This window comes from Bdellovibrio sp. BCCA (assembly GCF_037996825.1).
In the GTDB taxonomy this organism is placed as follows: Bacteria; Bdellovibrionota; Bdellovibrionia; order Bdellovibrionales; family Bdellovibrionaceae; genus Bdellovibrio.
The window spans coordinates 2,147,086-2,173,502 of record NZ_JBBNAC010000001.1 but is presented as its reverse complement, the minus strand read 5'-3'; the positions used below and the strand labels follow the sequence as shown (position 1 = coordinate 2,173,502).

At 44.8% G+C, this 26,417-nt stretch carries 21 protein-coding genes; 14 read left to right on the top strand and 7 right to left on the bottom strand.

Going from position 1 to position 26,417, the window contains the following annotated elements; translation table 11 throughout:
* The first annotated feature begins 6 nt into the window (after positions 1 to 6).
* Entirely contained in the window at positions 7 to 1,488 is a 1,482-nt protein-coding gene (gltX, locus tag AAAA78_RS10775; protein WP_340592044.1) for a glutamate--tRNA ligase, read from the top strand.
* 7 nt (positions 1,489 to 1,495) lie between these two features.
* Complete coding sequence (gene cysS, locus AAAA78_RS10770) at positions 1,496 to 2,965, top strand: cysteine--tRNA ligase (protein WP_340592043.1); 1,470 nt, start codon at positions 1,496 to 1,498, stop codon at positions 2,963 to 2,965.
* A gap of 63 nt (positions 2,966 to 3,028) precedes the next feature.
* On the opposite strand, the gene AAAA78_RS10765 is transcribed toward cysS, so the two are convergent.
* Positions 3,029 to 3,520, bottom strand: a complete 492-nt coding sequence (locus AAAA78_RS10765) for a hypothetical protein (protein WP_340592042.1) — start codon at positions 3,518 to 3,520, stop codon at positions 3,029 to 3,031.
* Between the two features lie 117 nt (positions 3,521 to 3,637).
* The gene (locus AAAA78_RS10760) at positions 3,638 to 5,953 is read right to left on the bottom strand and encodes a penicillin acylase family protein (RefSeq protein WP_340592041.1); all 2,316 of its coding nucleotides are present in this window, start codon (positions 5,951 to 5,953) and stop codon (positions 3,638 to 3,640) included.
* A 122-nt stretch (positions 5,954 to 6,075) separates the two neighbouring features.
* On the opposite strand from AAAA78_RS10760, the gene uvrB reads away from it, so the two are divergent.
* The 3 genes from uvrB to murJ are packed head-to-tail and all read left to right on the top strand — an operon-like array spanning position 6,076 to position 11,592.
* Positions 6,076 to 8,154 carry an excinuclease ABC subunit UvrB gene (gene uvrB / locus AAAA78_RS10755; RefSeq protein ID WP_340592040.1) on the top strand — a complete coding sequence of 693 codons (2,079 nt, stop codon included), beginning with the start codon at positions 6,076 to 6,078 and terminating at the stop codon, positions 8,152 to 8,154.
* Positions 8,141 to 10,033 carry an excinuclease ABC subunit UvrC gene (gene uvrC, locus AAAA78_RS10750; protein ID WP_340592038.1) on the top strand — a complete coding sequence of 631 codons (1,893 nt, stop codon included), beginning with the start codon at positions 8,141 to 8,143 and terminating at the stop codon, positions 10,031 to 10,033. The genes uvrB and uvrC overlap by 14 nt, the downstream gene beginning before the upstream one ends.
* The gene (gene murJ / locus AAAA78_RS10745) at positions 10,030 to 11,592 is read left to right on the top strand and encodes a murein biosynthesis integral membrane protein MurJ (RefSeq protein ID WP_340592037.1); all 1,563 of its coding nucleotides are present in this window, start codon (positions 10,030 to 10,032) and stop codon (positions 11,590 to 11,592) included. The genes uvrC and murJ overlap by 4 nt, the downstream gene beginning before the upstream one ends.
* A 4-nt stretch (positions 11,593 to 11,596) precedes the next feature.
* On the opposite strand, the gene AAAA78_RS10740 is transcribed toward murJ, so the two are convergent.
* Positions 11,597 to 12,001, bottom strand: coding sequence for a hypothetical protein (locus tag AAAA78_RS10740; protein WP_340592036.1), 405 nt, complete (start codon positions 11,999 to 12,001; stop codon positions 11,597 to 11,599).
* Positions 12,002 to 12,077: 76 nt separating this feature from the next.
* On the opposite strand from AAAA78_RS10740, the gene AAAA78_RS10735 reads away from it, so the two are divergent.
* A complete protein-coding gene (locus tag AAAA78_RS10735) occupies positions 12,078 to 13,280 on the top strand; it encodes an MFS transporter (RefSeq protein WP_340592035.1) in 1,203 nt (400 codons plus the stop codon).
* Here the strand turns inward: AAAA78_RS10735 and AAAA78_RS10730 are convergent.
* A complete protein-coding gene (locus AAAA78_RS10730; protein WP_340592034.1) occupies positions 13,277 to 13,483 on the bottom strand; it encodes a hypothetical protein in 207 nt (68 codons plus the stop codon). The genes AAAA78_RS10735 and AAAA78_RS10730 overlap by 4 nt on opposite strands.
* 210 nt (positions 13,484 to 13,693) lie before the next feature.
* On the opposite strand from AAAA78_RS10730, the gene AAAA78_RS10725 reads away from it, so the two are divergent.
* The 5 genes from AAAA78_RS10725 to AAAA78_RS10705 all read left to right on the top strand — a co-directional run bounded on the left by AAAA78_RS10725 (position 13,694) and on the right by AAAA78_RS10705 (position 19,338).
* Positions 13,694 to 14,197: a hypothetical protein gene (locus AAAA78_RS10725; RefSeq protein WP_340592033.1), complete on the top strand. Its 504-nt coding sequence runs from the start codon at positions 13,694 to 13,696 to the stop codon at positions 14,195 to 14,197.
* Positions 14,194 to 15,468, top strand: a complete 1,275-nt coding sequence (locus AAAA78_RS10720) for an NfeD family protein (protein WP_340592032.1) — start codon at positions 14,194 to 14,196, stop codon at positions 15,466 to 15,468. Before AAAA78_RS10725 ends, AAAA78_RS10720 begins: the two co-directional genes overlap by 4 nt.
* Before the next feature lie 13 nt (positions 15,469 to 15,481).
* The gene (locus tag AAAA78_RS10715; protein ID WP_340592031.1) at positions 15,482 to 16,231 is read left to right on the top strand and encodes a slipin family protein; all 750 of its coding nucleotides are present in this window, start codon (positions 15,482 to 15,484) and stop codon (positions 16,229 to 16,231) included.
* Between the two features lie 83 nt (positions 16,232 to 16,314).
* Positions 16,315 to 17,466 (top strand): SpoIID/LytB domain-containing protein, encoded by a 1,152-nt coding sequence (locus AAAA78_RS10710; RefSeq protein WP_340592030.1) that lies wholly within the window; start codon positions 16,315 to 16,317, stop codon positions 17,464 to 17,466.
* A gap of 36 nt (positions 17,467 to 17,502) precedes the next feature.
* Positions 17,503 to 19,338, top strand: a complete 1,836-nt coding sequence (locus AAAA78_RS10705) for a hypothetical protein (protein WP_340592029.1) — start codon at positions 17,503 to 17,505, stop codon at positions 19,336 to 19,338.
* A gap of 194 nt (positions 19,339 to 19,532) precedes the next feature.
* On the opposite strand, the gene AAAA78_RS10700 is transcribed toward AAAA78_RS10705, so the two are convergent.
* Genes AAAA78_RS10700 through AAAA78_RS10690 form a run of 3 tightly spaced genes read right to left on the bottom strand, consistent with a single transcriptional unit; the run spans position 19,533 to position 23,486 of the window.
* Complete coding sequence (locus tag AAAA78_RS10700; RefSeq protein WP_340592028.1) at positions 19,533 to 20,465, bottom strand: hypothetical protein; 933 nt, start codon at positions 20,463 to 20,465, stop codon at positions 19,533 to 19,535.
* A gap of 1 nt (position 20,466) precedes the next feature.
* Positions 20,467 to 22,524, bottom strand: coding sequence for a prepilin-type N-terminal cleavage/methylation domain-containing protein (locus AAAA78_RS10695; protein ID WP_340592027.1), 2,058 nt, complete (start codon positions 22,522 to 22,524; stop codon positions 20,467 to 20,469).
* A complete protein-coding gene (locus tag AAAA78_RS10690) occupies positions 22,521 to 23,486 on the bottom strand; it encodes a hypothetical protein (RefSeq protein ID WP_340592025.1) in 966 nt (321 codons plus the stop codon). Before AAAA78_RS10690 ends, AAAA78_RS10695 begins: the two co-directional genes overlap by 4 nt.
* A 371-nt stretch (positions 23,487 to 23,857) precedes the next feature.
* On the opposite strand from AAAA78_RS10690, the gene AAAA78_RS10685 reads away from it, so the two are divergent.
* The 3 genes from AAAA78_RS10685 to AAAA78_RS10675 all read left to right on the top strand — a co-directional run bounded on the left by AAAA78_RS10685 (position 23,858) and on the right by AAAA78_RS10675 (position 26,360).
* On the top strand, positions 23,858 to 24,628 hold the full coding sequence (locus AAAA78_RS10685; RefSeq protein ID WP_340592024.1) for a hypothetical protein: 771 nt from the start codon (positions 23,858 to 23,860) through the stop codon (positions 24,626 to 24,628).
* Between the two features lie 122 nt (positions 24,629 to 24,750).
* A complete protein-coding gene (locus AAAA78_RS10680; protein WP_340592023.1) occupies positions 24,751 to 25,377 on the top strand; it encodes a hypothetical protein in 627 nt (208 codons plus the stop codon).
* 104 nt (positions 25,378 to 25,481) lie between these two features.
* Complete coding sequence (locus tag AAAA78_RS10675; RefSeq protein ID WP_340592022.1) at positions 25,482 to 26,360, top strand: site-specific tyrosine recombinase; 879 nt, start codon at positions 25,482 to 25,484, stop codon at positions 26,358 to 26,360.
* The last annotated feature ends 57 nt before the right edge of the window (positions 26,361 to 26,417 follow it).

The following is a 26,417-nucleotide window of genomic DNA, read 5'->3' as shown; positions in this document are numbered from 1 at the left end:
GCATCCATGACCTCAAAAATCGCCCCACATCCTCGCGTTCGTTTCGCCCCCTCTCCGACGGGATATTTGCACGTCGGCGGAGCTAGAACCGCTCTTTACAACTATCTTTTTGCCAAGAAAAACGGTGGCGAATTTATTCTTCGTATTGAAGACACGGATGAAGCGCGCTCAACAGAAGAATCTCTTCGTGGAGTTGTGGATGATCTTGTGTGGTTGGGCCTTCTTTGGGATGAAGGGGTGGATCCAAGAACTTTAAAAGACGTCGGTCCTAACGGTCCTTATCGTCAAAGTGAGCGCCAACATATCTACAAAAAATATGCGGACCAACTTCTTGAAGCGGGCAAAGCTTATTACTGCTTTTTGACTGATGAAGAAATTGAAAAACAAAGAGCCGAGGCTTTGGCTGCCGGCCGCTCTCCGCATGTGAATTCTCCCTATCAAGATTGGTCCTTGCAAAAAGCGTTGGATCATTTGAAGGCAGGCAACAAAGGTGTTGTTCGTTTCAAAACAAAAGGTCTTGCGAAAGATTATATCTTTACAGATCTAGTGCGTGGAGAAGTGAAGTTCCCATCAGACATGGTGGGCGATTTTGTTCTTTTACGCTCTGATGGTATGCCTGTTTATAACTTCTGCTGTGTTGTTGACGATCACTTGATGAAGATCACGCACGTCTTCCGCGCGGAAGAACATCTTCCAAATACTTTGCGCCAAATGATGATCTATGAATCTTTGAACTGGCCATTACCAGAGTTCGGTCACATGGCTTTGATCTTGGATGAAGATCGTCAAAAACTTTCTAAGCGCAAAGGCGCTGTGGCTTGCGGCCAGTTGAAAGAAGAAGGCTACTTGGCTTCCGCCGTTTTGAATTTCATCGCTCTTCTTGGTTGGTCACATCCCGAAGGCAAAGAGATCATGACTGTGGAAGATATGAAGCAGGCATTTGATATTTCTCGTTTGAATCCATCAGGCGCGATCTTTGACCGTGTGAAATTTAAGTGGATGAACTCGATGCACTTGCGTGCGCTTCCGAATGCAGAACTTTGGAAAGCGATTCAGCCGTTCTTGGCGCGTGAGAAAATGGAACTTCCGCAAGATCCTGTATGGCAAGATAAGTCGATTGCTTTGTTTAAGCCGTATATGGAAATTTTGGCTGATGCCGTGGAGCTTTACAGACCTCTGAATGACAAGTCTTATGTGATTTTGCCAGAGGCTGATGAGACTTTGAAATGGGAGCCGACAAAGGCTGTTTTGACGGCGTGGTTGGAACTTGTGAAAGCGCATCCTTCTGATTTTATGACGGAAGATGAGTTCTTGAAGTATCAAGACGAAGTGAAAAACAAGACAGGTGCAAAAGGGAAAAATCTCTTTATGCCAATTCGTGTGGCGGTGATCGGAAAACCTCACGGAGCTGAATTGAAGATCCTTGTGCCTCTTATTAAGAAAACATCTTTGATTGCTCGCGCAGAGCAGGCATTGGCGAAAACATAGGTGAAATATGTCTTTAAAAATCTACAGCACGCTCAGTCGCCAGACAGAGGAATTTAAACCGCTCACTCCAGGTGAAGTGAAAATCTACGTCTGCGGTCCGACGGTTTATAATTTCCTGCACGTGGGAAACTTTCGCGGTGTTGTATTTTTTAACCTGGTTCGCAATTGGTTGGAGGAGCTTGGTTATAAAGTTCAGTACGCTCTGAATTTCACCGATGTGGATGATAAAATCATCGCGCGCGCCAATGAAATGGGGAAATCGGCGGGAGATGTTTCGGAACTTTATATCGCTGAATACAAAAAAGATTTTGCGACATTGGGTTTACGTCCTCATGACTTCAATCCGAAAGTCACTGAGCACATGGACGGCATTCGTGCTGTGATTTCGAAATTAATTGAAAATAAAATGGCTTATCAGGCCGACGGCGACGTGAACTACTCCGTTTCATCTTTTGATGGATACGGAAAATTGAGTGGTCGCAAAGTGGAAGATCAACAAGCGGGATCTCGCATTGATGTGGATGAAAAGAAGCACAATGCTGAAGACTTTGCTCTTTGGAAGTCTGCGAAAGCGGGCGAAATTTCTTGGCCTTCTCCATGGGGGCCTGGACGTCCGGGCTGGCATATTGAATGCTCAGCGATGATCAAAGATATTTTTGGTGATCAGATTGATATTCATGGTGGCGGTATGGATTTGATTTTCCCGCACCATGAAAATGAAATCGCGCAAAGTGAAGGCTGCACTCATAAGCAGTTCGTTAAGTACTGGATGCACTGGAATATGATCAACTTCGGTTCTCAAAAAATGTCGAAGTCTTTGGGGAATATCGTTTCTATGCGTGAGTTCCTGGAGGTGAATCCGCCGGAGGTTTACAAGTGGATGATGCTCAATGTGCATTATCGCAGTGTCAGTGATTTCTCGGATGATTCTATTGGTCGTGCAGTAACAGGACTTGCGCGGATTTATTCAGCACTTGCCGTGGCAGAAAGTTATCTCCCAGTTATTTCTGGATCTGATTATAGTATTTTACCACCTGAACCTGGTTTTGAAAAAATCACGAAGGAAGCTTGGGATAAAGTAACAACAGCGTTGAATGACGACTTCGGAACTCCAGAAGTTTTTGCGGCGTTGTTTGAAGTGACTCGTCAGTTTAACAATCAAGTTCGTCGTGGTTTAAAAGTAAATCCAGCAGTTCAGGGAAAAGCACTGGCGTATCGTAACTTCGTTCATCGCGTGGGTGCCTTGATGAGCTTGTTCCAACAACCAGCTCAAGCATTCTTGCAAGATCTAGACAGCCGTTTGCTTGCGCAAATGAAAATTGAGCGCTCGGCAGTGGAAGCTGTGATTGCAGAAAGAACAGCAGCCCGCGCCGCCAAAGATTTTGCGAAGTCTGACGAATTGCGCGCGAAGCTCACCGAAATGGGTATTTCAGTGAGCGACACTCCAGAAGGCAGCTTCTGGGAAGTAACGAAGTAGGTCGGCGGACGCCGGCAGAGCGTAGGGCCGGCGGCCCGAAGCTGAAGCAGCTTCATTGTCTGTTTAGAGTCCTGCGATCACAGAATTAAGATCAGGTTTTTTCAAAAGAGCGGTGTTGTTGGTGCGGGTATTTTTGCTCACAACACCGAATGGAATATTTCCCCACCATTTTTCAACAGTGCTCCCATCGGATGCGACCGTCGTCATTTTGCAAGTGTCGTAGTTGCCAGCTGGTGTAGAGATTTTCTCAACAACTCCGCCTTGAAGCATGCAATTGGCCATCATTTCTTTGTAGCGGTCAGGGGAGTAGAGATTGTCCACTTGAATGAGCTGAGTCGAAGTTTCGCTTCCCATTGTTGCTTCGTATTTTACAGTCCACTTATTTTCTTTTTTATTAAAGCTCGTCACTTCTTTGATGATTTTTACTTCCATTAACGAACCATCAGGTTGTTTCACGGTGCCTGTCCATTGAACTTTGTCTCCCACGTTGGGATAAGCAAACACGGTTCCGGCTAAGAGTGTCGCAAAGAAAAATGTAAAGAGTTGCAATGCCATAACATCTCCTTCTTACAGAGTGATAGTGGCACAGGGAATTCTGAGCGAGACCTAATCTTTTTGTAAGGTGCGAGGATACAAGAGTCCAGTGTCACTTAGACTCCTGTGCGTTTGCATTTACTCAAGAATGAGTTCATGGGTTTTTGCGGCAGCGATGTCTTTTTCATCCATCAGTTGTGGACGATATTTTCCGTCGAGGAACATTTGCACTTGGTCCTTGTAGAAAGGAGAAAGCATGTGTCCGGAGTTTCCGATGGGATTGATGCCCCAGCTTTTTTGTGGATTTGCAAAGTCGATAATACGGCGAGTGGACGGTCCGGCAACGACTTTAAAGTCGCCACCCATGGAGCGCATTTTATTGTTGTTGATGTCGTTGTAGGAGCCCGGCATTGGATAAGGACCAAGATTGAAGATCTTATTCAAAGGGTAACTTCTTCCTAATGGATGCATGTATTCAATCGTGTGCAGTGTTCCCCAAGTTGGATTGTTAGAAAGTTTTTCGGCCGCGGCCATAAAACCCTTTGTTACAACCTTTGTATAATTCTTATGAGTCCACCATGTCGAAGTTGGATTTAAGATAGCTCTTTCATAGAACACCCAAGCGTAAGGAGTGTTGAGATAAGCAGCTCTTGTGTCTTCGTCGAAATCTTCAAGCATCAATAAAATATTTTCGTTGTTCCATTGATGGAAGAGGCTCGCCTCTTTGGAATTCACATCGGACTGCATATTCCAAGACTTAAGGGCTTCGAGTTTATTTTTGTATTTCGCATTTTCGGTATCGTTGAGGCGAACATGCTCAAACATTTTATTCAGAATATTTTTATTCTGATAATTGAAATTTTCAGTTTGAAGCGCTTTGAATTCTTCCACACTCCACTGATCTTTTTCGGCAAGGGCACGAGAAATTGTTTGGAAGCGATCGTCAGACTGCCAGTCGCCGCGAATATTCGCGTTCAATCCTTGAGGACGAGAGTTCGCTGTCACGATAAAGCCTGACTCTGGATTGACAGAGTGTGGTTTTTCATTCCACGGAAGAAGGCGTTCGTATTCGTCAGTTCCAGTGCTGCCATTGAGAATCATATCCGAGTTTGGATTTTTCTTAACGGCAATATCGCCAAAAACCCACCATGCGATATTCTCTGCATCGGCATACATCACGTTAAGTCCAGGCGCTGTGCCATACTGCAGAGCCGCCTCAAAGGCATTGATGTCTTTAGCTTCTGCCATATTTCTTAAAGCACGCATCGGATTGTTTTCAGGACGGTGGAAGGCCCATTTGAGTGCCAAATTTTTCTCTGACAAAAACTCATCCATGATAGGGCCATGAGAAGTTTCAATCATATTGAGCACAAGATCCGGTTGATCTTTGATTTTAATAACTTCTGTCCACTCTTGATAAGGTTGAGGTTTGTTCTTAAATAAAACTGTTTTCTTTTCCTTATCTAAAGTTTCACGGAAAAGATCCATGTCGTCTGCAAGGGACATAGTAAAACCCCAAGCGTGATGACGGTTGTGACCTAAAACTGCAAACGGAACTAAAGGCAGATAGTGTCCGTAAATTTCAAACTCCGGCGTTTGGATGTGTGCTTCAAACCAAACAGCCGGAGAGCTGTAACCAATATGCGGGTCATTTGCGAAAATACTTTTTCCCGATTGCGAGCGCTCGGGCCCTACAAGCCACGCGTTACTCCCTTCGAATGAAGGAATAAAGAGTCCTTCGGGAGTGATAGCATGCAGAGCGGAGGACCAGCGGTCCAAAGCTGAAGTCGCCGCAATTTTAATGGGTGCCTTCAGTGGGTCATTTCTCAGGGCCTGAAACTGATTGAGAGGAAGTTTGTCAGCAAGCTTCGTCATTAAGGGGTCAGCCTTTAGAGCAATTCCAAAGCTGTAAGCCATGTGACCTGTCATGATGTAGGCATCAAGAGGCGTGAATGGGCGAGGTTTAAGCCCCAAAATCTTCATCTCATACGGAAGCGGGCGAGTGGCGATATACTGATTGATGCCATCAAAGTACGCCTCCATCTCATTCCATACTTGCTGATCAAAACGGCCTTGGGATTTTTCAAGAGCGAGCATTCTTTCAACGGACCGTTTCAGCATCAAGCTGCGATAAAGTTTGTCACTCTTTAATGCGATTTCACCAAAGACTTCGCTCAGCTCACCTTGAGTCATGCGGCGAGAAAGCTCCATCTGAAAAAGACGTTCACTGGCCTGAACAAATCCCAACGCTCTTAAGGCATCGAGTTTATTTTCCGCGCGAATGTGAGGAATTCCAAAAGTATCACGAGTCACTTTCACCGGATGTGAGAGGTTCTGAATTTTCAAAGTCCCATCCATGGGGGCTTGAGAACTTTTAAGGAAAAAATAAATTCCGAGAGAAGCAATACCAAGAAGAATGACAAGGCCGAGCAGGCTTCGTTTTAAAAATTTCATGCCCAAAGTCTACTACGGTTTCTGGCTACACGGCATCATATCTAAGTTTCACTCGCAAGTTGATGCGTTGTAGCCAGAAAAAAGAAGCAGGCACCTTTTGAAATTATGGTAGGCTTAGAGGGATGGGCTCTACTTATAAAAAGAACTTTCAACTGGTGTCGGAGTTTCAACCTTCTGGGGATCAGCCGCGCGCGATTCAGCAGATGCTTGAGAATTTTGATGCGGGTTTGAAACATCAAACATTGTTAGGCGTGACGGGATCGGGAAAAACTTTTTCGATGGCGCACACGATTGCGAAGTTGAATCAACCAGCACTGGTGTTGGCTCCGAATAAAACTTTGGCGGCGCAGCTCTATGCAGAGTTCAAAGAGCTTTTTCCTCACAACGCCGTTGAGTACTTTGTTAGTTATTACGATTACTATCAGCCAGAAGCTTATATTCCTTCCACAGACACTTATATCGAAAAAGATTCCGCGATCAATGAACAGATCGATCGCATGCGCCACTCGGCGACGCGTTCTTTGTTTGATCGTCGCGATGTTATTATCGTGAGCTCGGTTTCTTGTATCTACGGTTTGGGTTCTCCGGAAGCGTATGAAGGCATGATGATTCAAATCGTTTCCAATACGGAAATGAAACGAGATCACTTACTCCGAGAACTTATTCGCATTCAATATCAAAGAAACAACGTCGATTTCTCTCGTGGCACTGTGCGTGTGCGCGGGGATAATGTTGAGATCTTTCCTCCTTACGAAGAAGAACGTGCGGTTCGTGTCGAGTTCTTCGGTGATTTTATCGAAAGACTTTCGTGGATTGATCCTCTGACAGGACAAGTGTTGGAAGAGATCGATCAGATCGGCATTTATCCGGGAAGTCACCACGTCACTAGTGACGACAACTTGAAACGCGCGATTAAGACCATTCAAGAGGAATTGCGCGAGCGTTTGGTTGTGCTAAATCAAGAAATGAAGTTCTTAGAAGCTCAACGTCTGGAGCAAAGAACTTACTACGATATCGAAATGATGGAGCAAATGGGTTTCTGTCAGGGGATTGAGAACTACTCTCGTCATATGACAGGACGGGGGCCCGGTGAGCCTCCTCCAACATTGCTTGAATACTTCCCAAAAGATTTCGTTACTTTTATTGACGAGTCCCACGTCACGGTTCCGCAAATTGGGGGCATGTATCGTGGTGACCGCGCTCGTAAGTCGACTCTTGTAGAGCACGGTTTCCGTTTGCCATCAGCTTTAGACAATAGGCCTCTGAACTTTCAAGAGTTTGAAAGCATGATGGATAAGGTCGTTTATGTTTCAGCGACCCCGGGTACTTATGAATTGCAAAAATCCGAAGGGATCATCGTCGAGCAGATTATTCGTCCAACAGGATTGATTGATCCTATTGTCGAAGTTCGTCCGGTGAAACATCAAGTGGATGATCTTCTTAAAGAGATCCGCGAGCGCATTAAAAACAAAGAGCGTGTTCTCATCACGACTTTGACAAAACGTTCGGCAGAGGATTTAACCGAGTATTATGAAAGTCTTGGAATCAAAGTAAAGTATCTGCACAGTGACATTCAAACGGTGGAGCGAACTGAAATTCTGCGCGATCTTCGTTTGGGAGTTTTCGATGTTCTTGTTGGTATCAACCTTTTGCGTGAGGGTTTGGATATTCCTGAAGTCAGTCTTGTCGGCATCACCGATGCGGATAAAGAAGGTTTCCTGCGCTCCGAAAGATCTTTGATTCAAACGATTGGCCGTGCCGCGAGGAATATCAACGGGCGAGTGATTCTTTACGGTGATACAGTGACTGAAAGCATGCGAAAGGCGATCGGTGAAACAGATCGTCGTCGTCGTATTCAACAAGAATACAATCAGACCCACGGTGTTACTCCGCAGTCGATTCGTAAAAGAATCAAAGAAGGTCTTGGTGAGGTCTTCGACGGGACTTTGGCGAATACGGTTCTTACGGGTGAGGCTAAAGCCGGCGCAATGAAGAATAAATTTGCGCATCAGCCAGAAAAGATCCAGCAAGAAATTGAAAAGCTGCGTGCCAAAATGAAAGAGTATTCAGCGAACCTTGAGTTTGAAGAAGCGGCGAAAATCCGCGATGAAATCAAACGCCTGCAAATTACTGAATTAACTTTGAGAAGCGGTGAAGTCGAATCGGACAGTGCGGAGGTTGTTAAGGATGGCCTCAAGTAAGTTCGACGAATGCCGGGAGAAGGTCAAAGAATTCCCCACGCAGAGTGGGGTTTACCTTATGAAAAATATTTCCGATAAGATTATCTATATCGGAAAAGCGAAAAATCTGCGCAATCGTGTTCGAAGTTATTTCACAGACAATAAAGATCATTCACCGAAAACGCGTTTGCTCGTTTCGAATATCTGTGAAGTTGAATACATTCTGACAAAAACTGAAGTGGAAGCTTTCTTACTTGAAGCTTCGCTTATTAAGAAACATCGACCGAAGTACAACATTCGTCTCCGTGACGATAAAGCCTATCCATACATTCGTTTTTCGTGGAGTGACGAATATCCGCGTCTGTATTTAGCACGTAAGGTGAAAAAAGACGGCTCATTGTATTTTGGTCCGTACACTTCGGGCTTTGCCGTTCAGGCGACCATTCGTTTTCTGAATCGCACTTTTAAAATCCGCGACTGTGGCGATGCGATGTTTAAGACACGCACTCGTCCCTGTATGACTTATCAAATCGGTCGCTGTACGGCTCCGTGTGTAGAATATATTTCCAAAGAAGACTACCGCGAAGAGGTGGAAGGCGCGAAGCTTTTCTTGAAAGGCCAAAACAAGAAGGTCATCAAAAGTATCACGGAAAAAATGATGACGGCGGCAGAAGAAGAAAAATTCGAAGTCGCCGCTCGTCTGCGTGACTCTGTTCAGGCGATTAAAGCGATCTTAGAAAAACAAGCCGTGATCAATGACACTTCTGAAAAAGATCAAGATGCCGTGGGCTTTTATGGTGACGAGCGAGGATGTCTTGTTGAGACAGTCCACGTTCGTGCGGGTCGCGTGATCGGTACTAGATCGCATTTCTTACCTCACTTTGATCCTAATGATGCGGGTGAAGATCCACGGGAATGGTTGGTGGACTTCCTCAATCAATACTACGAAGACAACTTTATTCCTGATGAAGTGTTGTTACCGCTTGATATCGGCAATGATTTAACAAAATTGATGGCCGAGGTTTTAAAAGAACGCTCGGGCAATAAGTCCGTCGTGCGTTTTGCAACGGATGAGCGTGGTCGCAACTTAGTGGAAATGGCGAACGAAAACTCTAAGTCACATTTCTTGAAATACGTTTCTAAATCCGAAGAAAAACTTCGTGGTTTGGATGAGATTAAAGAGAAACTACATTTGCCAGAGCTTCCTCGTCGTATCGAGTGTTATGACATTTCAACATTCCAAGGTGCAGAGACGGTGGCGTCTCAGGTTGTCTTTGAAGAAGGTGTTCCGGCGAAAGAACACTATCGTCGTTATAAAATTAGAACTGTGAAGGGCATTGATGACTTTGCTTCCATGTATGAAGTTTTAAGTCGCCGCTTTAAGCATAGGGAATACGACGATCCACAATTGATTGTGATCGACGGTGGTAAGGGGCAGTTGGCTCAGGCTATTAAAATCCTCACGGAGATCGGACGAAATGACATTCCGGTGGTGGGTTTAGCCAAAGCTCGTACCGAAAGCGACTTCCAAAAACAAGAGGTGGAGTCCACAGAAGAAAGATTCTTCCTTCCAGGCCGGGCCAATCCGGTGACCTTTAAGCACAATGCCGAAGCGTTGCACATTTTGACCGGCATCCGCGATGAGGCCCATCGTTTTGCGATCACTTACCACCGTAAGCTACGTGAAGGAACCTCTTTAGAGAGTGAACTTGATTACGTGGTGGGTTTAGGTGAAAAAAGAAAGAAAGTTCTTTTGACTCATTTCAACTCTATTGATGAAATCAAGACGGCGGTACCCGAAGAAATTGCGCAACTTAAAGGCTTTAATAGGGTGCTGGCAGAGCGTATTCTGCTTCAATTAAATGAACCGGATGAAGAAGAAGCTGAGGTTGAAGAGTGAAGAGTCATGCCCTTTTAGTGGGTTTGGGAATTTTCTTAAGTCGTATTGCGGGTCTTGTCCGTGAACGTGTTTTTGCTCACTTCTTTGGAAACTCCGACGCCGGGGATGCTTTTAAAGCGGCTCTTAAGATTCCCAACTTCTTGCAGAATCTTTTTGGTGAGGGAGTTCTTTCAGCAAGTTTTATTCCCGTCTATGCACAGCTCTTAGCAAAAAAACATGACGAAGAGGCGGCGAAGGTGGCTTCTGTTATCGGAAGTTTACTTTTCGTCATGACATCGCTTTTGGTTTTAGTCGGTGTTTTCGCCACACCATTTTTGATTGACTTGATTGCGCCGGGTTTCCAGGGAGAAAAAAGGGAATTGACGATCAAGATTGTGCAGATTCTTTTCCCAGGGACTGGCTTTCTTGTTATGTCCGCTTGGTGTTTGGGGATTCTAAATTCTCACAGGAAGTTTTTTCTTTCTTATGTGGCTCCGGTTATTTGGAACGTCACGATCATTGCAACTCTTGCAATCTGGGGCTCTAAGCAAGGGCAATTTGAATTAGCAACAACGGTTTCATGGGGTTTAGTTGCAGGAAGCTTTTTGCAATTTGCGATACAGCTTCCGTCAGCGCTTCGTCTTGGTAAAAAGATTTATCCGTCACTGAATACGCAAATCAGTCATGTGAGAACCGTCGTAAAAAATTTTGTTCCAGTTGTTATTTCTCGCGGTGTTGTGCAAATCAGCGCATACATCGACAACATGCTTGCGAGTCTTTTACCAACCGGTGCGGTCTCGGCGCTGGCTTATGCGCAGACTCTTTATTTATTGCCAGTAAGTCTTTTCGGAATGAGTGTTTCTGTTGCAGAGCTTCCGGCGATGTCGCAAGCGACAGGCTCTGAGCATGAAATCAAGGAATACCTACAGGGAAGACTCAATCGCGGTTTAGAGCAAATCGCTTTCTTTATCATTCCTTCTGTTGTGGGATTTTTGCTTTTAGGAAACCTAATTGTCGGTGCTGTTTTCCAAACAGGGGAGTTCCAAGAAGAAAACACACGCTACGTATGGATGGTCTTAGCGGGTTCTACAGTGGGTTTGTTGGCTTCAACATTAGGACGTCTGTACTCTTCCACGTTCTATTCGTTGAAAGACACAAGAACTCCGTTGCAATTCGCCATTGTGCGCGTGATTTTCACGACATTGTTGGGAGTTCTCTTTGCATTCTATCTTCCTAAGGCTTTGGGTTTTGATTCCCAATGGGGAACACCAGGGTTGACAGCATCGGCTGGGCTTGCCGGATGGATCGAGTTTTATTTCCTAAGAAAAGCCCTGAATAAAAAAATCGGAAAAACAGGTTTAAGCTTCAAATACCAAATCAAAGTTTGGATGATAGCACTTATCAGTGCGGGCGCCGGTGCCGCGATCGTTCACTACGGAATGGAAAAAAGTGTCCATATTATTTGGCGCGCGATTGTAGGTCTTTCCATCTACGGAGTTCTCTATTTCGCTCTAGGTTACGCAGCGAAAATTGAACAAGCGCACAGCCTTCTGCAAAAAGTCCTCCGCCGAATTAAATAAGCTCCTACCAACGAACGCCCCAGCCATATAGGTCGACGTAAATGCTATCATCCCAAAATGCAAAACGAAGTCGGCCGGTGAAGTAGCCTTCGTACCAAGGACGGAACTCCACTCGGGTTAGACAGGTTTGTCCCGGAATTAAAAAGTTTGGACAATTGCTCCACGCCCAATAACCAGAGCCCATAATGAAGACGCCACGAATATTTAAGGGCTCCACCCCCGTATTGCGCAGGGTGATGTCGGCCCACTCGCTGAAATTCAGGCGTACGTTTCCGAAGTTATAGTAATAGTAGCGGCCTGATTGTGATGAAAGAGAAGAAGGGCTGACTGAAATCTCTACGGCATCTGATTTTGCAAAACAGGGATGAGAAAGAAAAAACCCGAGTAAAATACTCATTAAGAGTTTCATAGGGCCTCCTGATACTTTTATTTTTTCTGAAACAAAGATCGCCCGCAAAGATTTTCCGTTGTATGATTCAGATGTCATGAACGAATCCGTTTGGTCTCCAATGAAATTTTCTGTGTATAGGTCCTTCTGGATCTGTGCGTTTTTGTCAAATCTCGGAACCTGGATTCAAGACGTGGCTGCCGGATGGGTGATGACACATTTAAATACATCACCTCTTGTAATTTCTCTTCTTTCTTTTTCAAGCAGCTTGCCGATTTTATTTTTAAGTATTCCTGCAGGATACGTCGCGGACCTTGGTCATCGCAGAAATATTTTGCTCTTCGCTCAAGGTCTTATGTTTTTTGCCGCAGGTCTTTTAGCGTATTTAGTTTGGCAAGAAAAAGTCACGGAGCTAAGCCTTTTAGGATTGTCCGTTGTGATGGGTATTGGGCTCGCCTTAACAAATCCAGCATTTCAGTCGGTACTTACTGATTTAGTTCCTTCGCATCTGCAAGCGCAAGCCGTGCTCGTTTACTACATGGGTATCAACATCACACGCGTCTTAGGACCCACAATTGGTGGAGGTCTCTTAAGCGGTTTCGGTCCCGGTAGTGCCTTTTTTGTGAATAGCATTTCGTTTTTAGGTCTCATCATTTTTTTCTATCGCTGGCCAGTACACGCGGCAGCGGGCAGTGCTGAAGCAGCCGCAGCTCCAAAAATAAAACTCCAACCCGAAGATTGGATTCCACTTTTTTCTCTGCACAATTTAAAACTTTGGATCGAAATTTTTCTTGTCACGTTTTGTGCTTCTTCACTCTGGGCCTTGTATCCAACAAGAGGTCGCGTTGAGATGGGACTCAGCTCCCTGCAATACGGATCCCTCTTAGGTTTCTTTGGTTTGGGCGCGTGCCTCAGTGCAATTTTATCAGATAAAATCATGCTTCCGCATCGCACTCACAAATCTTTAGCGGGCTCTTACATCATCTATGCCTTGGGAGTTTTGATTTTAGGTTTTGCACCTAATTACGGATTCTTATGTGCCGCGATGTTCTTAGCTGGCACAGGGTGGTTGGTCCTGGCAACACTTATGAACATGAGTTCAAGACAGATCACCGGAAAATCCCATTTAAAAGCTACGATGCTGGGAGTATTCCTCGCAGTGTTTTATGCAGGAATGGCATTAGGTTCCGTCACGTGGGGAGCGATTGCAAAATTGAGCCACTCATCGATGGCTCTTCTTATTGCCGGAATTCTTTTAATGCTGATCGGTTTTGCGAAAGGCCTGCGTGCTGCCTTTTAATGCACGCGGTGACGAGTCGATTCTTTTTCAGAATCACAGCATGAACACTTCGCATCTTCTTGAAGAACTGCAAAAGCATTTTCCTGCTTATAACTAAACTCAAGAGCCGCCCCACAGATCTCGCAGTTGTTCACGGCTTTGCGGAAATCTTCTCTTTTATTAAATTCTTCAGTAGGAATAATGTTGAATCTGAAAACTTCCATACGACCTCCGTGTCTTGAGATCTTATCGGCAGAAATCATCTCAACTTGAGACCGGCGGATGCCGGCAGAGCGCAGGGCCCGCGGCCCGGAGCTGAAGCAGCTTCAAGTCTATTATATGTGACCTCACATCCCTTGAGCGCCGCATTAGCATCCGGTTTTATTAGTCTACCGCCTTTAGTCTAGAGTAAAATGCGCTCAATTGGGGCTGAAATGAAAGACTATATTCAATATCTGCAAGACGTTCTTGGACTTCAAAATGTCATGCTGTCGCCAGGGGAAGCCGGTCGCACAGGTGATGAGGTTAAGACGCGTTTTTTTTCAGCAGAAGGCCCTTTCACGGCCCACGAGTTTCAGCACTATGAGTTGGTTTTTTTAAACATCCTAACTCAAGCCAAAGAAAGTTTTTTCAATAAAGACGTGCGCGATCTTTTTGATAAAATGAAAGCGGCGATGAAATTAAAAAACATTCAAGTGTTGGAGTTGGATTGCACTGTTGACGATCGCTCTCAGCTTCCCTCCGAACTCGCAAAAATTTGTGAAAGCAAAGTGGTTGTGGTCTTTAGCTCCTTTCCTAAAGATATTGGAGAGTTGATTTTTAAAGGCCCCGGGAAGTGGATTGAGACCTACAGTCCTGCTTATTTGCTCGAAGATGCGGCCGCCAAAAAAGTCGTGTGGAACGATTTGCAAAAGGTGATGAAGGAGCTGGGCTTATGAAAAACCTGGCTCTTTTTTTATGCGTCCTTTTTTTAGGAACTTTTAAAGCTCAGGCCAATTGCACGGTCGGTGTGACAATCAACGAAGCTATTTCTGCTTCGACAACGGACTATTTAGAACGCGCTGAAAAAAGAGCCAAAGAAAAAAAGTGCGACTCCATTTACGTGCGTATGAATACTCCCGGCGGGAGTTTACAAAGCACGCGTTTGATTGTGGAACGCATTTTAGCGTCTCCTATTCCTTATCTCTGTTTGATCACACCAAGCGGTGGTCACGCAGGCAGTGCAGGGGCTATTATTTTGCAAGCTTGTCACGTCAACGGTGGAGTTGTTGCTACAAACATCGGTGCAGCGACACCGATTTTAGGCACCGGAGAAAAGACACCTGAAGATCTGCGCAAAAAACTTGTCAACGACACGGTCAGCTGGATGGAAGGTGTGACGAGACTGCGCGGGCGAAGTTTGAAATTCTCAAAAGAGATTGTGACCGAAGCACGCGCTTTGAGTGTAGAAGACGCCGTTAAAGAAAAAGCCTTGGATATATTAGCGGGAAATGAAATTGATTTTCTGCAGAAGGCTCAGGGTCGGATTGTTTTGGTGGATGAGAAAAAAGAACTCGCCGTAAAAGTAGGTGATCTTCAAGAGTTCACGCCGGACTTGCGCTATAAAGTTCTCAGCTTCATCGCAGATCCCGAATTTGCGTATTTATTATTTATGGGAAGTTTGGCACTTCTTTATGTTGAAATCACCCATCCCGGAATGATCGCTCCAGGTGTGATTGGTGGTATTGGTTTGCTTCTTTCTTTGGTGGCTTTCCACAAACTAGATGTGGCGTGGGGAGGACTTGCGCTCATTCTTTTAGGAATTGCTTTTTTAGTTTTAGAAATTTTCCTGCCAAGTTTTGGAGCGCTCGGTATTGGAGGGTTGATCGCCGTGTTTGTCGGAAGTTTATTTTTGTTTGATGCGCAGACGACGGGATACACTCTTCCGCTCTCATTAATTATTTCTGTTGTCTCAGTGTTGGGTTTATTCTTCTTAGCGGTTGGATATCTCGCTGTGAAAACGATTCGTCACAAATCCAGTGATGTTGATTCGGATTTAACAAAGGTAGATGGCATTGTGGTTACAATCGAAGCCAACGGCCATCGTGGGCAGATTCAAATCATGGGAGAAACGTGGAAGTTTGTCTCTGAGGATTCATTAAAAGAAAATGATCGAGTGCATGTCACTGCAAGACAGGGACTCACATTGAATGTAAAAAAAGTAAAATAAGGAGTACGTGCGAATGGAATTTTTAATAGCGATAGTTGTTATTGGCGGGATCATCTTAAGTTCCATGATCAAAATTCTAAACGATTGGGAACGTGGTGTTGTTCTTCGTCTTGGTAAAGCCGTCGGCGTTCGAGGTCCCGGTTTGATTCTTCTTATTCCATTTGTTGAACGCATGATCAAAATCGACACGCGTACTGTGGCGATGGACGTGCAACCTCAAGACGTCATCACAAAAGACAACGTGAGTATGCAGGTGAATGCTGTTGTGTATTTCAAAGTGGTATCTCCTCTTGAGGCGATCACAAAAATTGAAGATTATTATTTCGCGACAAGCCAGTTGGCGCAAACGACTTTGCGTTCAGTGATGGGACAATACCCGCTTGATGATGTGCTCGAGCACCGTGATAAAATCAATTCGGCCCTTCAAGGTATTTTAGATAAGCACACGGAGGCGTGGGGTATTAAAGTCACGATGGTCGAAGTAAAACAAATCGATCTGCCAAAAGAAATGCAAAGAGCGATGGCGCGTGAAGCGGAAGCAGAGCGTGAACGTCGTGCAAAAGTCATCAGTGCCGAAGGGGAAGTGCAAAGAGCGCAAAAACTTCAAGAGGCGTCGCTGACTTTGGCGGGATCACCTTCTGCATTGCAGCTCGCTTACATGCAGACTTTGACGGAAATCGCTGGCGACAAATCCAATACGATCATTTTCCCTTTGCCGCTGGACATCATTAAGCCCCTAGTTGAGATGCAAAAGAAAAACTAGACTTTCATCCTCCTGGATGGATGAGGTTTAATTAAGAGGTCAGAACATGAAGTTTTGGCAAATTTCTACGGATGGAAATTGCAGTGAAACTGATTTGGGCCTCTTTGTGTTTCATCTTTGTGTATGTCAGTTTTCTTTCGGATGCTAGATCGGCATCTTCCGAGGTCGTCCGGGTGCGCTTGATGAGCGCACCTAAAAAAGTTCAGATCTCTGGCTTGGCTCTTCGTTTTCAAAATCTCAACCAACCTTATAAGCCTGTTGCTATCCCAAGAAACGCACAAGCTGAAGTTCGTTTGCTCGAAAAGGAAGGGAAAAAAGTTTGGGCCTTGCGCGTGAACAACCAAGATCCCGAACATCTTTTTTCTGAAAAATATTTGCTCATTCAAGGTGAAAACCTTCGCGTCGGAGCGCAGGCATTACCGTCGCGAGTTCTTCTCAACATGAACGCAAACAAGAATGTCGATGTTGTAGGTGTTATGCCTTTGGAAGATTACGTCGTCGGAGTTCTTGCCAGTGAAATGCCCTTGTCATGGCCGCTGGAAACTTTGAAAGCGCAAGCGGTAGCGGCAAGATCTTATGCTTTGGCTGTGATGGAGGAGCGTAAGGATAAACCCTATCACTTAGAAAGCAGCATTCTCGATCAAGTGTTTCGTCACGTGCTTGCGGAAGATGAAAATGATCCGCTCATCAAAAAAGCCGTTCAAGCGGTTCGTGAAACGGAAGGAATTAAGCTTTACGCTTCTAACAACAAAGTTCTTAAAGCCTTTTTCCATTCAGATTGCGGCGGCAAAACCACAACACCACAAAATGTCTGGAACTATGGCGTGAATGCGGGAACTACGGTGGACACTTCTTGTCCGACAAACCCTCGCGCTCATTGGAAATTGAGCCTTAGTAAAGAAGAGCTAAGTCGTCGTTTGCATGTCGAAAATTTTTCTTCCTTGGAGTTTATTAAAATTCCATCAGAAAACCGTATCAAAGCTGTGCGTGTGGCTTTCAACGATGCCCCATCGAAATTGATTTCGGCCAATGACTTTCGCCAACTGTTGGGATTTCAGGATTTGCGCAGTTCGCTTTTTGAAATGAAAAAAATCGGAGAGAGCTTTCAGTTTCAAGGACAAGGTTTCGGTCACGGCGTAGGACTTTGTCAGTGGGGCAGTAAAGCCTTGGGACAAGGTGGTCGCAATTATAAGCAAATCTTAACGCATTATTATCCTCTAGCTCGACTTAAGTAGTTTCAGTTTCAGCTCTAATTTCCCGAAAAGAACGGTATGAGAAAACAGATCGTTCTTGCCAGCATCGTCGGGGTTTTAGGATTTTCTATCTCGCTTTTTGCAACGGAAGCAGAAGGACCTTGCCTTAACTGTTCAACTGAATCCAAAGAAGAAGTCAGCTCTGTCGGTGCACTCGAAAAAGTCGCAAAAGCAATTAAAACGGGAAATTCAAAATGGGTCGACGCCTACTTTATGGTCGATACCAAACCTGTCGGTAAAGAACTCGATGTCGTTTTTAAAAATCCACAAGATCTCAATATTTCCAGTGACCGACTTGTGGTGGTAAATAGTTATTACACGCAATTTCTGAGTCAAAGCAATTTCAATGACGCTTTGAAGTTTACCAAGGGAAATGTCGCCGGATTAAAGCCGGAAGAAAAGTTATTGTTCTTAAGCATGCTCGGCAGTCGCTTGTCTAATGGCTATAGTGAAACAGGAAAAGAAAATAAAAATCTAGAGTCCGTTTATCAAAATGCCGTGAAGGCTGCCAAAGAAGGTGGCGTTTGTGGAGACATTCACAAACTTTTGGGCGAAGTCGCAAAAAATTTGGGCTTTGAGGCAGTGGGGCGTCATACGGGGCAATGGCAGCAAGATCTTACGAAAGACAACGCCGGTGGGCACGCGATCTTGCATTTTCGCGATCCAAAAACCGGCGAATATTACGTTCAAAATTATTCACAGATTTATAATACAAAACAAAAAAATCTGCAGTCTGCCGTTGATGTTTCTGCAAAAGTCTTAGGTGTTCTTACGGGAGCGCAATACGTAGAATCTCGTCCCGGAAAAATACACGAATACGTACCCGCAACAGCCCAATGGGTGCAAGACTCGATTGAAGGTGTGGCACGATTCAAGCCTGACTCCGCCGCTTTGACGGTGAGAGCCAGTCAAAACGAACAAACTATTTCCGCGCAGTTTGGAACAGATTCAGTAAAAGGATTTATGCTTGGAACAAAAGTGATGACGGACGAAGGGGCTTACCGTTTGGAAGCCGCGGGAGTTTCAGCGCGCACGGGAACAAGCATTGTTACCGATGGCATGTTGGTTGATGAAGTGCGTGCGACAGCGGAAGTTTACGGTGGTGCTTTAAAAATTTCAGCGCCCGGATTTGATGCTATGACAAGAAGTTTTAAAGAAGGGGAGCGCAGCAGTTTATTTTTTGGCTCTCACTTAAAAGGCGAAGCTCGCATCAACGATACGACAGGCAAAATCGAAATCAACACAGTGGCTTTGGATTTAAGACCTCTCGGCGGAGATCAAAAAAAGACAACCTCTTCTGGAGTTCGCAATGAAATCAAAACCGGCGTCGATCACCAGTGGAAAGATCTCAACCTCACTGTATCCGCAGATAGAACTTGGAGTTGGCAGCCACGGGACATTGAGCAAAAACATCATGGTCAGTTGACGACGACTTATGATCGTATTGGTGTGATCTACGACACAAGTAAACCTGACAAAAAAGAAGCTTACCTTGTTGTGGGAACGGATGTTTATTTTCTCGAAGGCGTGAATGTTACTTCCGCTGTCGCTTTGAAAAACTCAATCAAGGCGGTTGTTCCAACGGAAAAACTAGGTACCTTTTCGGTCGGAGCGGACCTTGGCAGAATAGTTTCAAATAAAAGCAAAGACCCGTTTTATGACACGGTTCCAGTTTCTTCGATTCACATTGATTGGACTAAAAAGTTAAGCAAGCTGGTAGAAGTGGGAGCGTCGGTTTCACAAACGCGGGGAAATCAAATCACACCATTTGGAGTTGTCGGACCAGTCAGTCCTGTGATGGGCACAACGGAAAAGAAAGTGCAGGGGATGATTTATCTGCACGCAAAATTTTAATTTATCGAAGTCTAAAAATTAGAATCCCAAAAAGACTCGGGCTGCAAACATGAAAACGGCGCCCAAGATCAATACGTTTGTTGCTGTGATTGTCATGACTATTTCCTTTATAAATTCTGTACAAATCCCATTTCGGTAAGCCGAGGAAAAATCTTAAATATTTATTTTTTCGTCGAACTTTTAGACAGTTCTCTTTAAGGAGGGGGTGGTGGGACTGTTACGTTGAAGCTGAGAGGATTTGAGAGATTGTTTTCAAACCCGCCGTCATTGATCTGCAGACGGACTTGGGTCGTGCCAGGGGTTTTTCCAGTAAGAATGATTTGAGCCACTCCATTTACAAACTTATAGCATTTAACCTCGACCACGTTGGGCTGTTGGCTTTCGCATAACTGAAAGATAAATTTTTGAATTTCTGAAGGGTCCCCAGCATCCGCCGTGACGGCGATTTTTTTCTGTTCGGCCACGTTTAGCGAAAGATCGGAAATCGCCGCGATGATAGGTTTGTAATTTAAAGGAACTGAATAAATGAACTGAGTCTTTTCGTACTTAAGCTGTGATCCAGCTTCCAAAGGAAAAAGCTCCAGTGTCAAAATGAGATAGTCCGCATGGTCACAAGCGGATAGGTCTCCAGGGCAGTGGGCTCTGTATTTTGTAACTGCTTTGTACCCACAGATTTTTTCAGGATCGCTTCCCGGCGGAGCTGCGGAGTTAGGACAAGGCTCCCCCGATTTTGAGTAATAGACAGGAGCTGCCATTGTTCCACTGAGCCGAGTCAGAGACGTCGCCTTGGGATCGAAGAAAGAAAAATAGACATCTTGATTGGCCTGACACTGGCTTCGGAAGCAGACCTTGGTGGAATTGGAAAAAAAGTTTCCGCCCTGAGTGCAGGGACAAAGAGCATCATTTTCAGGAGAGATTAAAGCACTTCGAGAAAGGGACGTTTCCGTAGCGAGAATTTTTTGTTTTAAATCGTTGTTTTGTATAATTCGCGAAGCTTTTTTATCAACGTCAGAAATCCTTTTTTGAATTTCAATCTGAGGCATGAAAACGACGACGGCAGATATAGCCAAGATACCAATTCCGACCATAAGTTCTATGACTGAGAGTCCTTTGTTGTCTCTAAGCATGCTACTTTAAATACACCTTTACCAGATCATTAGGCTGAAGAAGCCCGGTTTTGAAAATAAGAATTGTTCCGGAAAGTTGATAATCCACATTGGCAATAAGTTTTATGGTCACTCCTGATCGGACGATTTCAACGCCACTCATATTGGCGGCCACAGAAGGCGTGAGTTGAATATCGTTAGCGCCAAGGGTTTCGGTCCACTGAACGATTTTATCCATTTGTCCGGTATAACTCGTATTACACACCGGAATGACGGAAGATTTCACTCCTGGTTTTTTTGCAAGATTCATGTAGCGGGTGCCAACCTGAGAGCCCGGAGTGATCGTGCAAGTCGTGGCATCAGGATGGACAACCGCTGTGTAATAAAGATTTTCCAAGCCCAGAGTTTTTTGAATGGCGGCGTAAGTCGTGTCAACGACATTGTCTATTGTTGATGAAAAGAATGAGGTTGTGCTAATGTAGCCGCCAGTGGCGCCCGAGCCTCCGGGTTGAAAGTTTTCGTAGCAGCTGCCTTCGACATAAGAGGCCTTCATCTTCTTCTGACCGTTGGCAATTTGCTGACAGATATCCTGAGGGGTCAGGTTTCTCAAACTGATAGGTATTGTAGTGGAATTGTCGACGGTGCATTTTTTGATTGTGAAACCGTCACCGACTTTATATGTCCATGCTAAACCAGAATAAATATTAACGAAGGCAGTTTCAATTTGACTGATCTTAGAGTTTGCATCGGTCAGACAGTCCGCGCCCGGGGGTTTAGTCGCGTCGTAAGGAACTTCATAAGTAATGGGCACTGCTGCATGATAGGGAGCTCCGTCCATAGTGGCATTGGCTTCAACGTCCATTTTATAGGTCTGTGCTTTTCCCCAATAGTGATAGTAGTCCGGATCTATTGTCCATTTTATTGTCTCAGATTTTTGGCAACCGCCCTGGTAGCTGGGCTTAGCATTGGACTCATCGTCTTCGTTTGAAATAATGAACATCGCCGTGGGAGTCATAGAGTCAAAATTAAACGGAGCGAAGGGGCCTGGAGCCTCTAATAGACGAACTAAATTACATAAAGGCGTGTCCATTCCGGCGCCAGGATTAGCAAGCAAGTATTCCACGAGATTTTTTACCGCACTTATTTTGGTGGCTCTAACGGTGTCGGAATCTGTTGAGAGGAATTCGAAGGTCCTGTAGGAAGAACCGAGCGAGGTGAGAAGATATGACGGATCTTGATTTGTGTATCGGGATGGGTAAGTGGCTATGGCGGTATCTAATTCGTAGTAAACAAATCCAGGAGTTTTAGGGGGCGCGGTCATGAAGACTTGCTGACCATCGCTGTCATAGTAATAATAAGATGGTTTTGAATATGAGGACGTGCTTAACGTATAAATCCCCAAAGTGACATCCATCTTAGAAATCTTATTTATAAGCGCATCCAAAGCATCCTTAATTTGATCTTTTGCAAAAGCCATACTGTTAGAGTTATCCAAAAACAAAAGGACGTTGATGGGACGCCCCGGTGCTAAAGTCGCATCGGGTACATAGGTCACAACATTGTTAAACTCGGGAACCACGACACCTTGTTTTTCAATGCTAGAAAAACTAATTCCGTGTTGATCGAAGTACGTTTTCACAATCACCGTGAAGTAGTCTGCTTTATCACATTTCAATGCATTGTTGGGGCAGTGAACTTTAAAGAAAATCTGATCTTTGATTGTAGGATCTACCGAACCGCTGGCTAAGCCCAACGGTTGATTCGTCGCTAAGTCGAAAGGATTTACAGAATACTCTACGCTGCTGTCGCACTCTACGGTGTCCGTTGTCATGCAGGACTTGAGTTGCGCATTGTCCGGGTACTTGCTTAAAGCGCCAAAATAAACGGGCTGCGTGAAGAGTTTTAGCATTTCAAGATTTTCAACGTTTCGATCGGACTTCGAGGCTTCTGTTTGCACAGAGCGAATAATCCAGGCCGAGAAAGACATCACTCCTGTGACGACAAAACTGAAAACTCCCAGGGCGACGAGGATTTCAACAAGAGTAAAACCTTTTTGAGTGGTGGTTAAAGAAGTTTTCATGGCGGTGAAACTCCTGGAATGACTTTGACATTCAATGAATATTCTTTGGAAAGATTATTCTCAAGGGCGCCGTCGCTGATTTGCATTGTGATTTTTGCGTCGCCCTGTGCTAGGGCCTTGAGTCTGATTTTCGCAACTCCTCCGCTGAAGGGTTGATCTGCGGGAGTCGTGAGTTGAACTGTTCCTGGATTTTCGCTAATACATTTAGTGAAAACAAAATTTTGGATTTCGGACGGATTGCCTGAGTCACCGAGAACAGAAACTTCTTTGTCTATCCCGTCGCCCAGATAAAGGGTCACATCTGGAATCGGAACGATGGAAGGTTTGTAGTTGCGATCATTGAAGTAGATAAAATCCACATCTTGATCCTTCATCAAAACTTGATTGGTAAAGGCCTTCGGATTGGCGCGCAAATGAACGGAAATTTTTAAATGCTCTGCGTGCTCGCATGTTGCGGAGCCTCCGGGACACACCGTTGTAAAGGTCCCCCAAAGGCTATAAGCACATTCGGCCGAGTTGTTGGCCGTCGGTGTACAAGGAGCTCCGTTGAAATAATAGGACGTCGGAGCACTCTGTGGGCCGAGAAGTTTTCTTTTAAGTGAAACGTTGGTGTTGGTGTCAGAAGGGTCCACATAATAAAATCCTGCAGTGGTTCCGTGAACGCAGCAATTCTCTGCACAGGTTGATGTCGTTCCACCATTAAGACAAGTGTAGAGTAAACTATTGTCGGCAAGTCCTGCCGATTCCGCCAACCCGTTAGGTAGCTTTATCAGGCGGACCATTTGAGTTAAGTCGAAATTCGTATTGATGGAAGTCTTAGAATGAGACACATGCTTCTGAAGATTCGTGATGGTGCTGCTAAACGAAATACTAAAAATAGAAAGCGCCGCAATCATCACGAGGACGTAGACGAGAATGGAACCTCTTTGGTTTTTCAAGTCTTCATGTTGATCTGGAAGCAATTCGACTCCTTAGCATACCTAGTTATTATCGTTAAAAATTTGAGATTTTATATGGAGCTGAAAAAATTAAGTGTTGCTGTTCGAAAAACTCTAATTTTCAGCGGCGGGTTTTGAGATAAACCGAGGAAAGATCTCTAATATTTAGTTTTTTGTCGAACTTTTAGATGTCTCAAGATGTGACTGTGTGCCCTTTTTGCGCTCCTTCCGCAGACATTAGACGCTCAACCCCCATTTGTGTCACCCTGAGAAACCTCATAAAAGATCCGTGGTTTCAGAGGGTTATGTGGGTTAGGCAAGGTTGGCACAGGCATCGCAATAGAGTCTTGGTGAGAGGTTCTTTTTAAAACCGAACTTCTTAAAGAGAGGCTGATATGAAAACATTCAACTCAAAACTGATCTTCCTTCTAGCAGTGTTTGCACTTGCAGGTGTTGGTTGCGGTAAGAGCAATGAGTTCCAAACAAACTCTGCAAACGGAGTTTATCAGCCAATCACTAATGATGGTTCAACACCTGTTTCTCCAGAAGGTCCTGGTTCAGGAACTTCAACGGGTTCTTCAACAGGTTCTAATACAGTGAACTTCACTCCGGTATCTATTGCTGAATTTAACTCTTACGTAGCAATGCATCCATTGAACAATCCATCCAACTTCAAGTTGACTGTGGATTTGCAAAACGCTGGAAACGGTCGTTATGCAGGTTCAGTGAAAATCTCTTACGTAGATACTGGTTACAACTATGAAGGTCGTTTTGAAGCCGGTTCAGGCACTAACGTTGATATGTATAAGTTGAAAGACGCGGGCCTTATGGAAGCTGAATTCAACAGATGGTTTATCATCAACGGTAAGTACTACTTCTCAGCTTTCTTCCAAGATGCTTACGGTGCGATCGTTCTAGTATTCGATAACTATATCAATCAAGGTGACGCTCAAGGTTCAGGTGCAGTGTCAGGTCGCGTGTACTACAAAAACTTCGCGCAATCTTACGCTCAACAATCACCTTACAGAAAATGCTGGTACATCTACGAAGGTCCTTACAACTGCCGCGCTTCAGCTGTGATCAACAAAAACACTCCATACCCAGGTGACGGCTACAGATTGTTGGGAACTTTCAGCGGATTGGATAAAGCGGCAGCTATGAAGTAGTCGGCGCCGCGGTAGCGGGCAGTGCCGGAGCGCCGGATGGCGCGCAGGCTGAAGCAGCTTAAATAACGATTTAACAAAGATTTACGAAAGATTTTTAACCCGGAATTACTAGGAGAAGAAAAATGGAAAGACTTAACTATAAAACTTTAAGTTTTCCAGCAAAGTACATCTTACGAGCTTTCGCAGCGCTGGGAATGGTTCTCGCTTTGGCGGCTTGTAACAACGGCGGTGGCGGCGGTGGTGCAGTGGTTCCTCCAATTTACGGAAGTGGATGCACAAACTGCGCGGGCTCTATCCCGACTCCTGTTGTTTTGACAACTTTCCAAATGCAAAGTGCGAACGGAAATATCACGTTCTCAAACATGCAATTGGTTGGTCAATCAACACGCATCACTCCTAATGCATCAGGTAATAACTATCGCAACTACGAGGGACCTATCGCGATGCAGGGACAAATGGTCGTAGCAAGACAAGAGATCGACCCTTACAATCCTTCATGCGTGATCCAACCTGGCACTTATGCATTGCAAACGTACTCTGTGGGTCAAATGGGATTTGCTGGTGGCGATATCGTAGTACCTACTCTTTTGACAACAACAGGTTCTATTGAAATGCGTGTAGACTCTCCAGATCCAATGATGGCGGGCGGCCTTTTGACTTCCTCAGGTCAAAGACTTTATGCGAAGGTGACGGTTCTAAGAGTGAACGGTTACAACTGCTCACAAACTTTCTACGGAATTTTCAACTAACAAGATCTTGAAAATGAATCACCAAGCCCCGGCGTAAAAACCGGGGTTTTTTATTTTTATCTTTGCTCTTGCGCTTAGAGGAAAGTCTAGGTCTAATAAGAAGTATGGAATTACCTCTTTGGATCGACTTCTTTGATGAGCTGCAAAATGTACGAGGACGTTCCCAGAATACGGTGATGGCATATCGCCGCGACCTGGAACTCTATATCGAGTATCGTAAAACCAATAAATCAGTCAGTGGCTTTTATGAGTTTATGAAAAAAAATAAACTCTCGACACGTTCGCAAGCCCGCGTGATTTCTTCTCTGAGAACTTACTTTAAGTTCTGTGAGACGCGCGGAATGAAGTGCGAAGAGCTGCGTGAGCTTCGTCCACCGAAAGTGAAAGTGGGTCTTCCAAAAGTTTTGACTCCGCAAGAGTTTCAACAGTTGTTTGATGCGGCCGAAGTGCAAGATGCTGTGAAAACAGCGCGCAATCAACTGACGTTGTTGTTTTTGTATGGATTGGGTTGCCGTGTTTCTGAGTTGATTGCGTTAAATGTTGTTGATTTCAATGCGACAGACCGTTGGATTAAAGTTCTCGGTAAAGGAAGCAAAGAACGTTTGGTTCCTTTAACTGAAAAGCTGGCTGAAAATCTCACGGCTTATTTGAAAGAGCACCGTCCTGCTTTGGTTAAAGAAAATTCTCCCTCTATCTTGATCAACGATCGCGGGCACCGTCCTTCGCGTGTGGATGTATGGAGATGGTTGGCAGCATGGTCGGCGAAAGCTGGCTTCCCGGAACCTGTGAATCCGCACAGATTCCGTCATGGATGCGCAACGGCTTTATTAGAGAGTGGTGCAGACTTGCGTTCGATTCAAATGTTATTGGGACACGCAAGTATTCAGACAACACAGATTTATACGAATGTGACCACCAATACGATGTCACGAACAATCGAAGATCACCATCCTCTTTCGCGTATGTCGGAAGTGGAAAAGTAGATTGTCCGAACCTCGTAAGGGCCTCTCAGTGAGAGGCCCTTTGCTTTTCTTTTAACT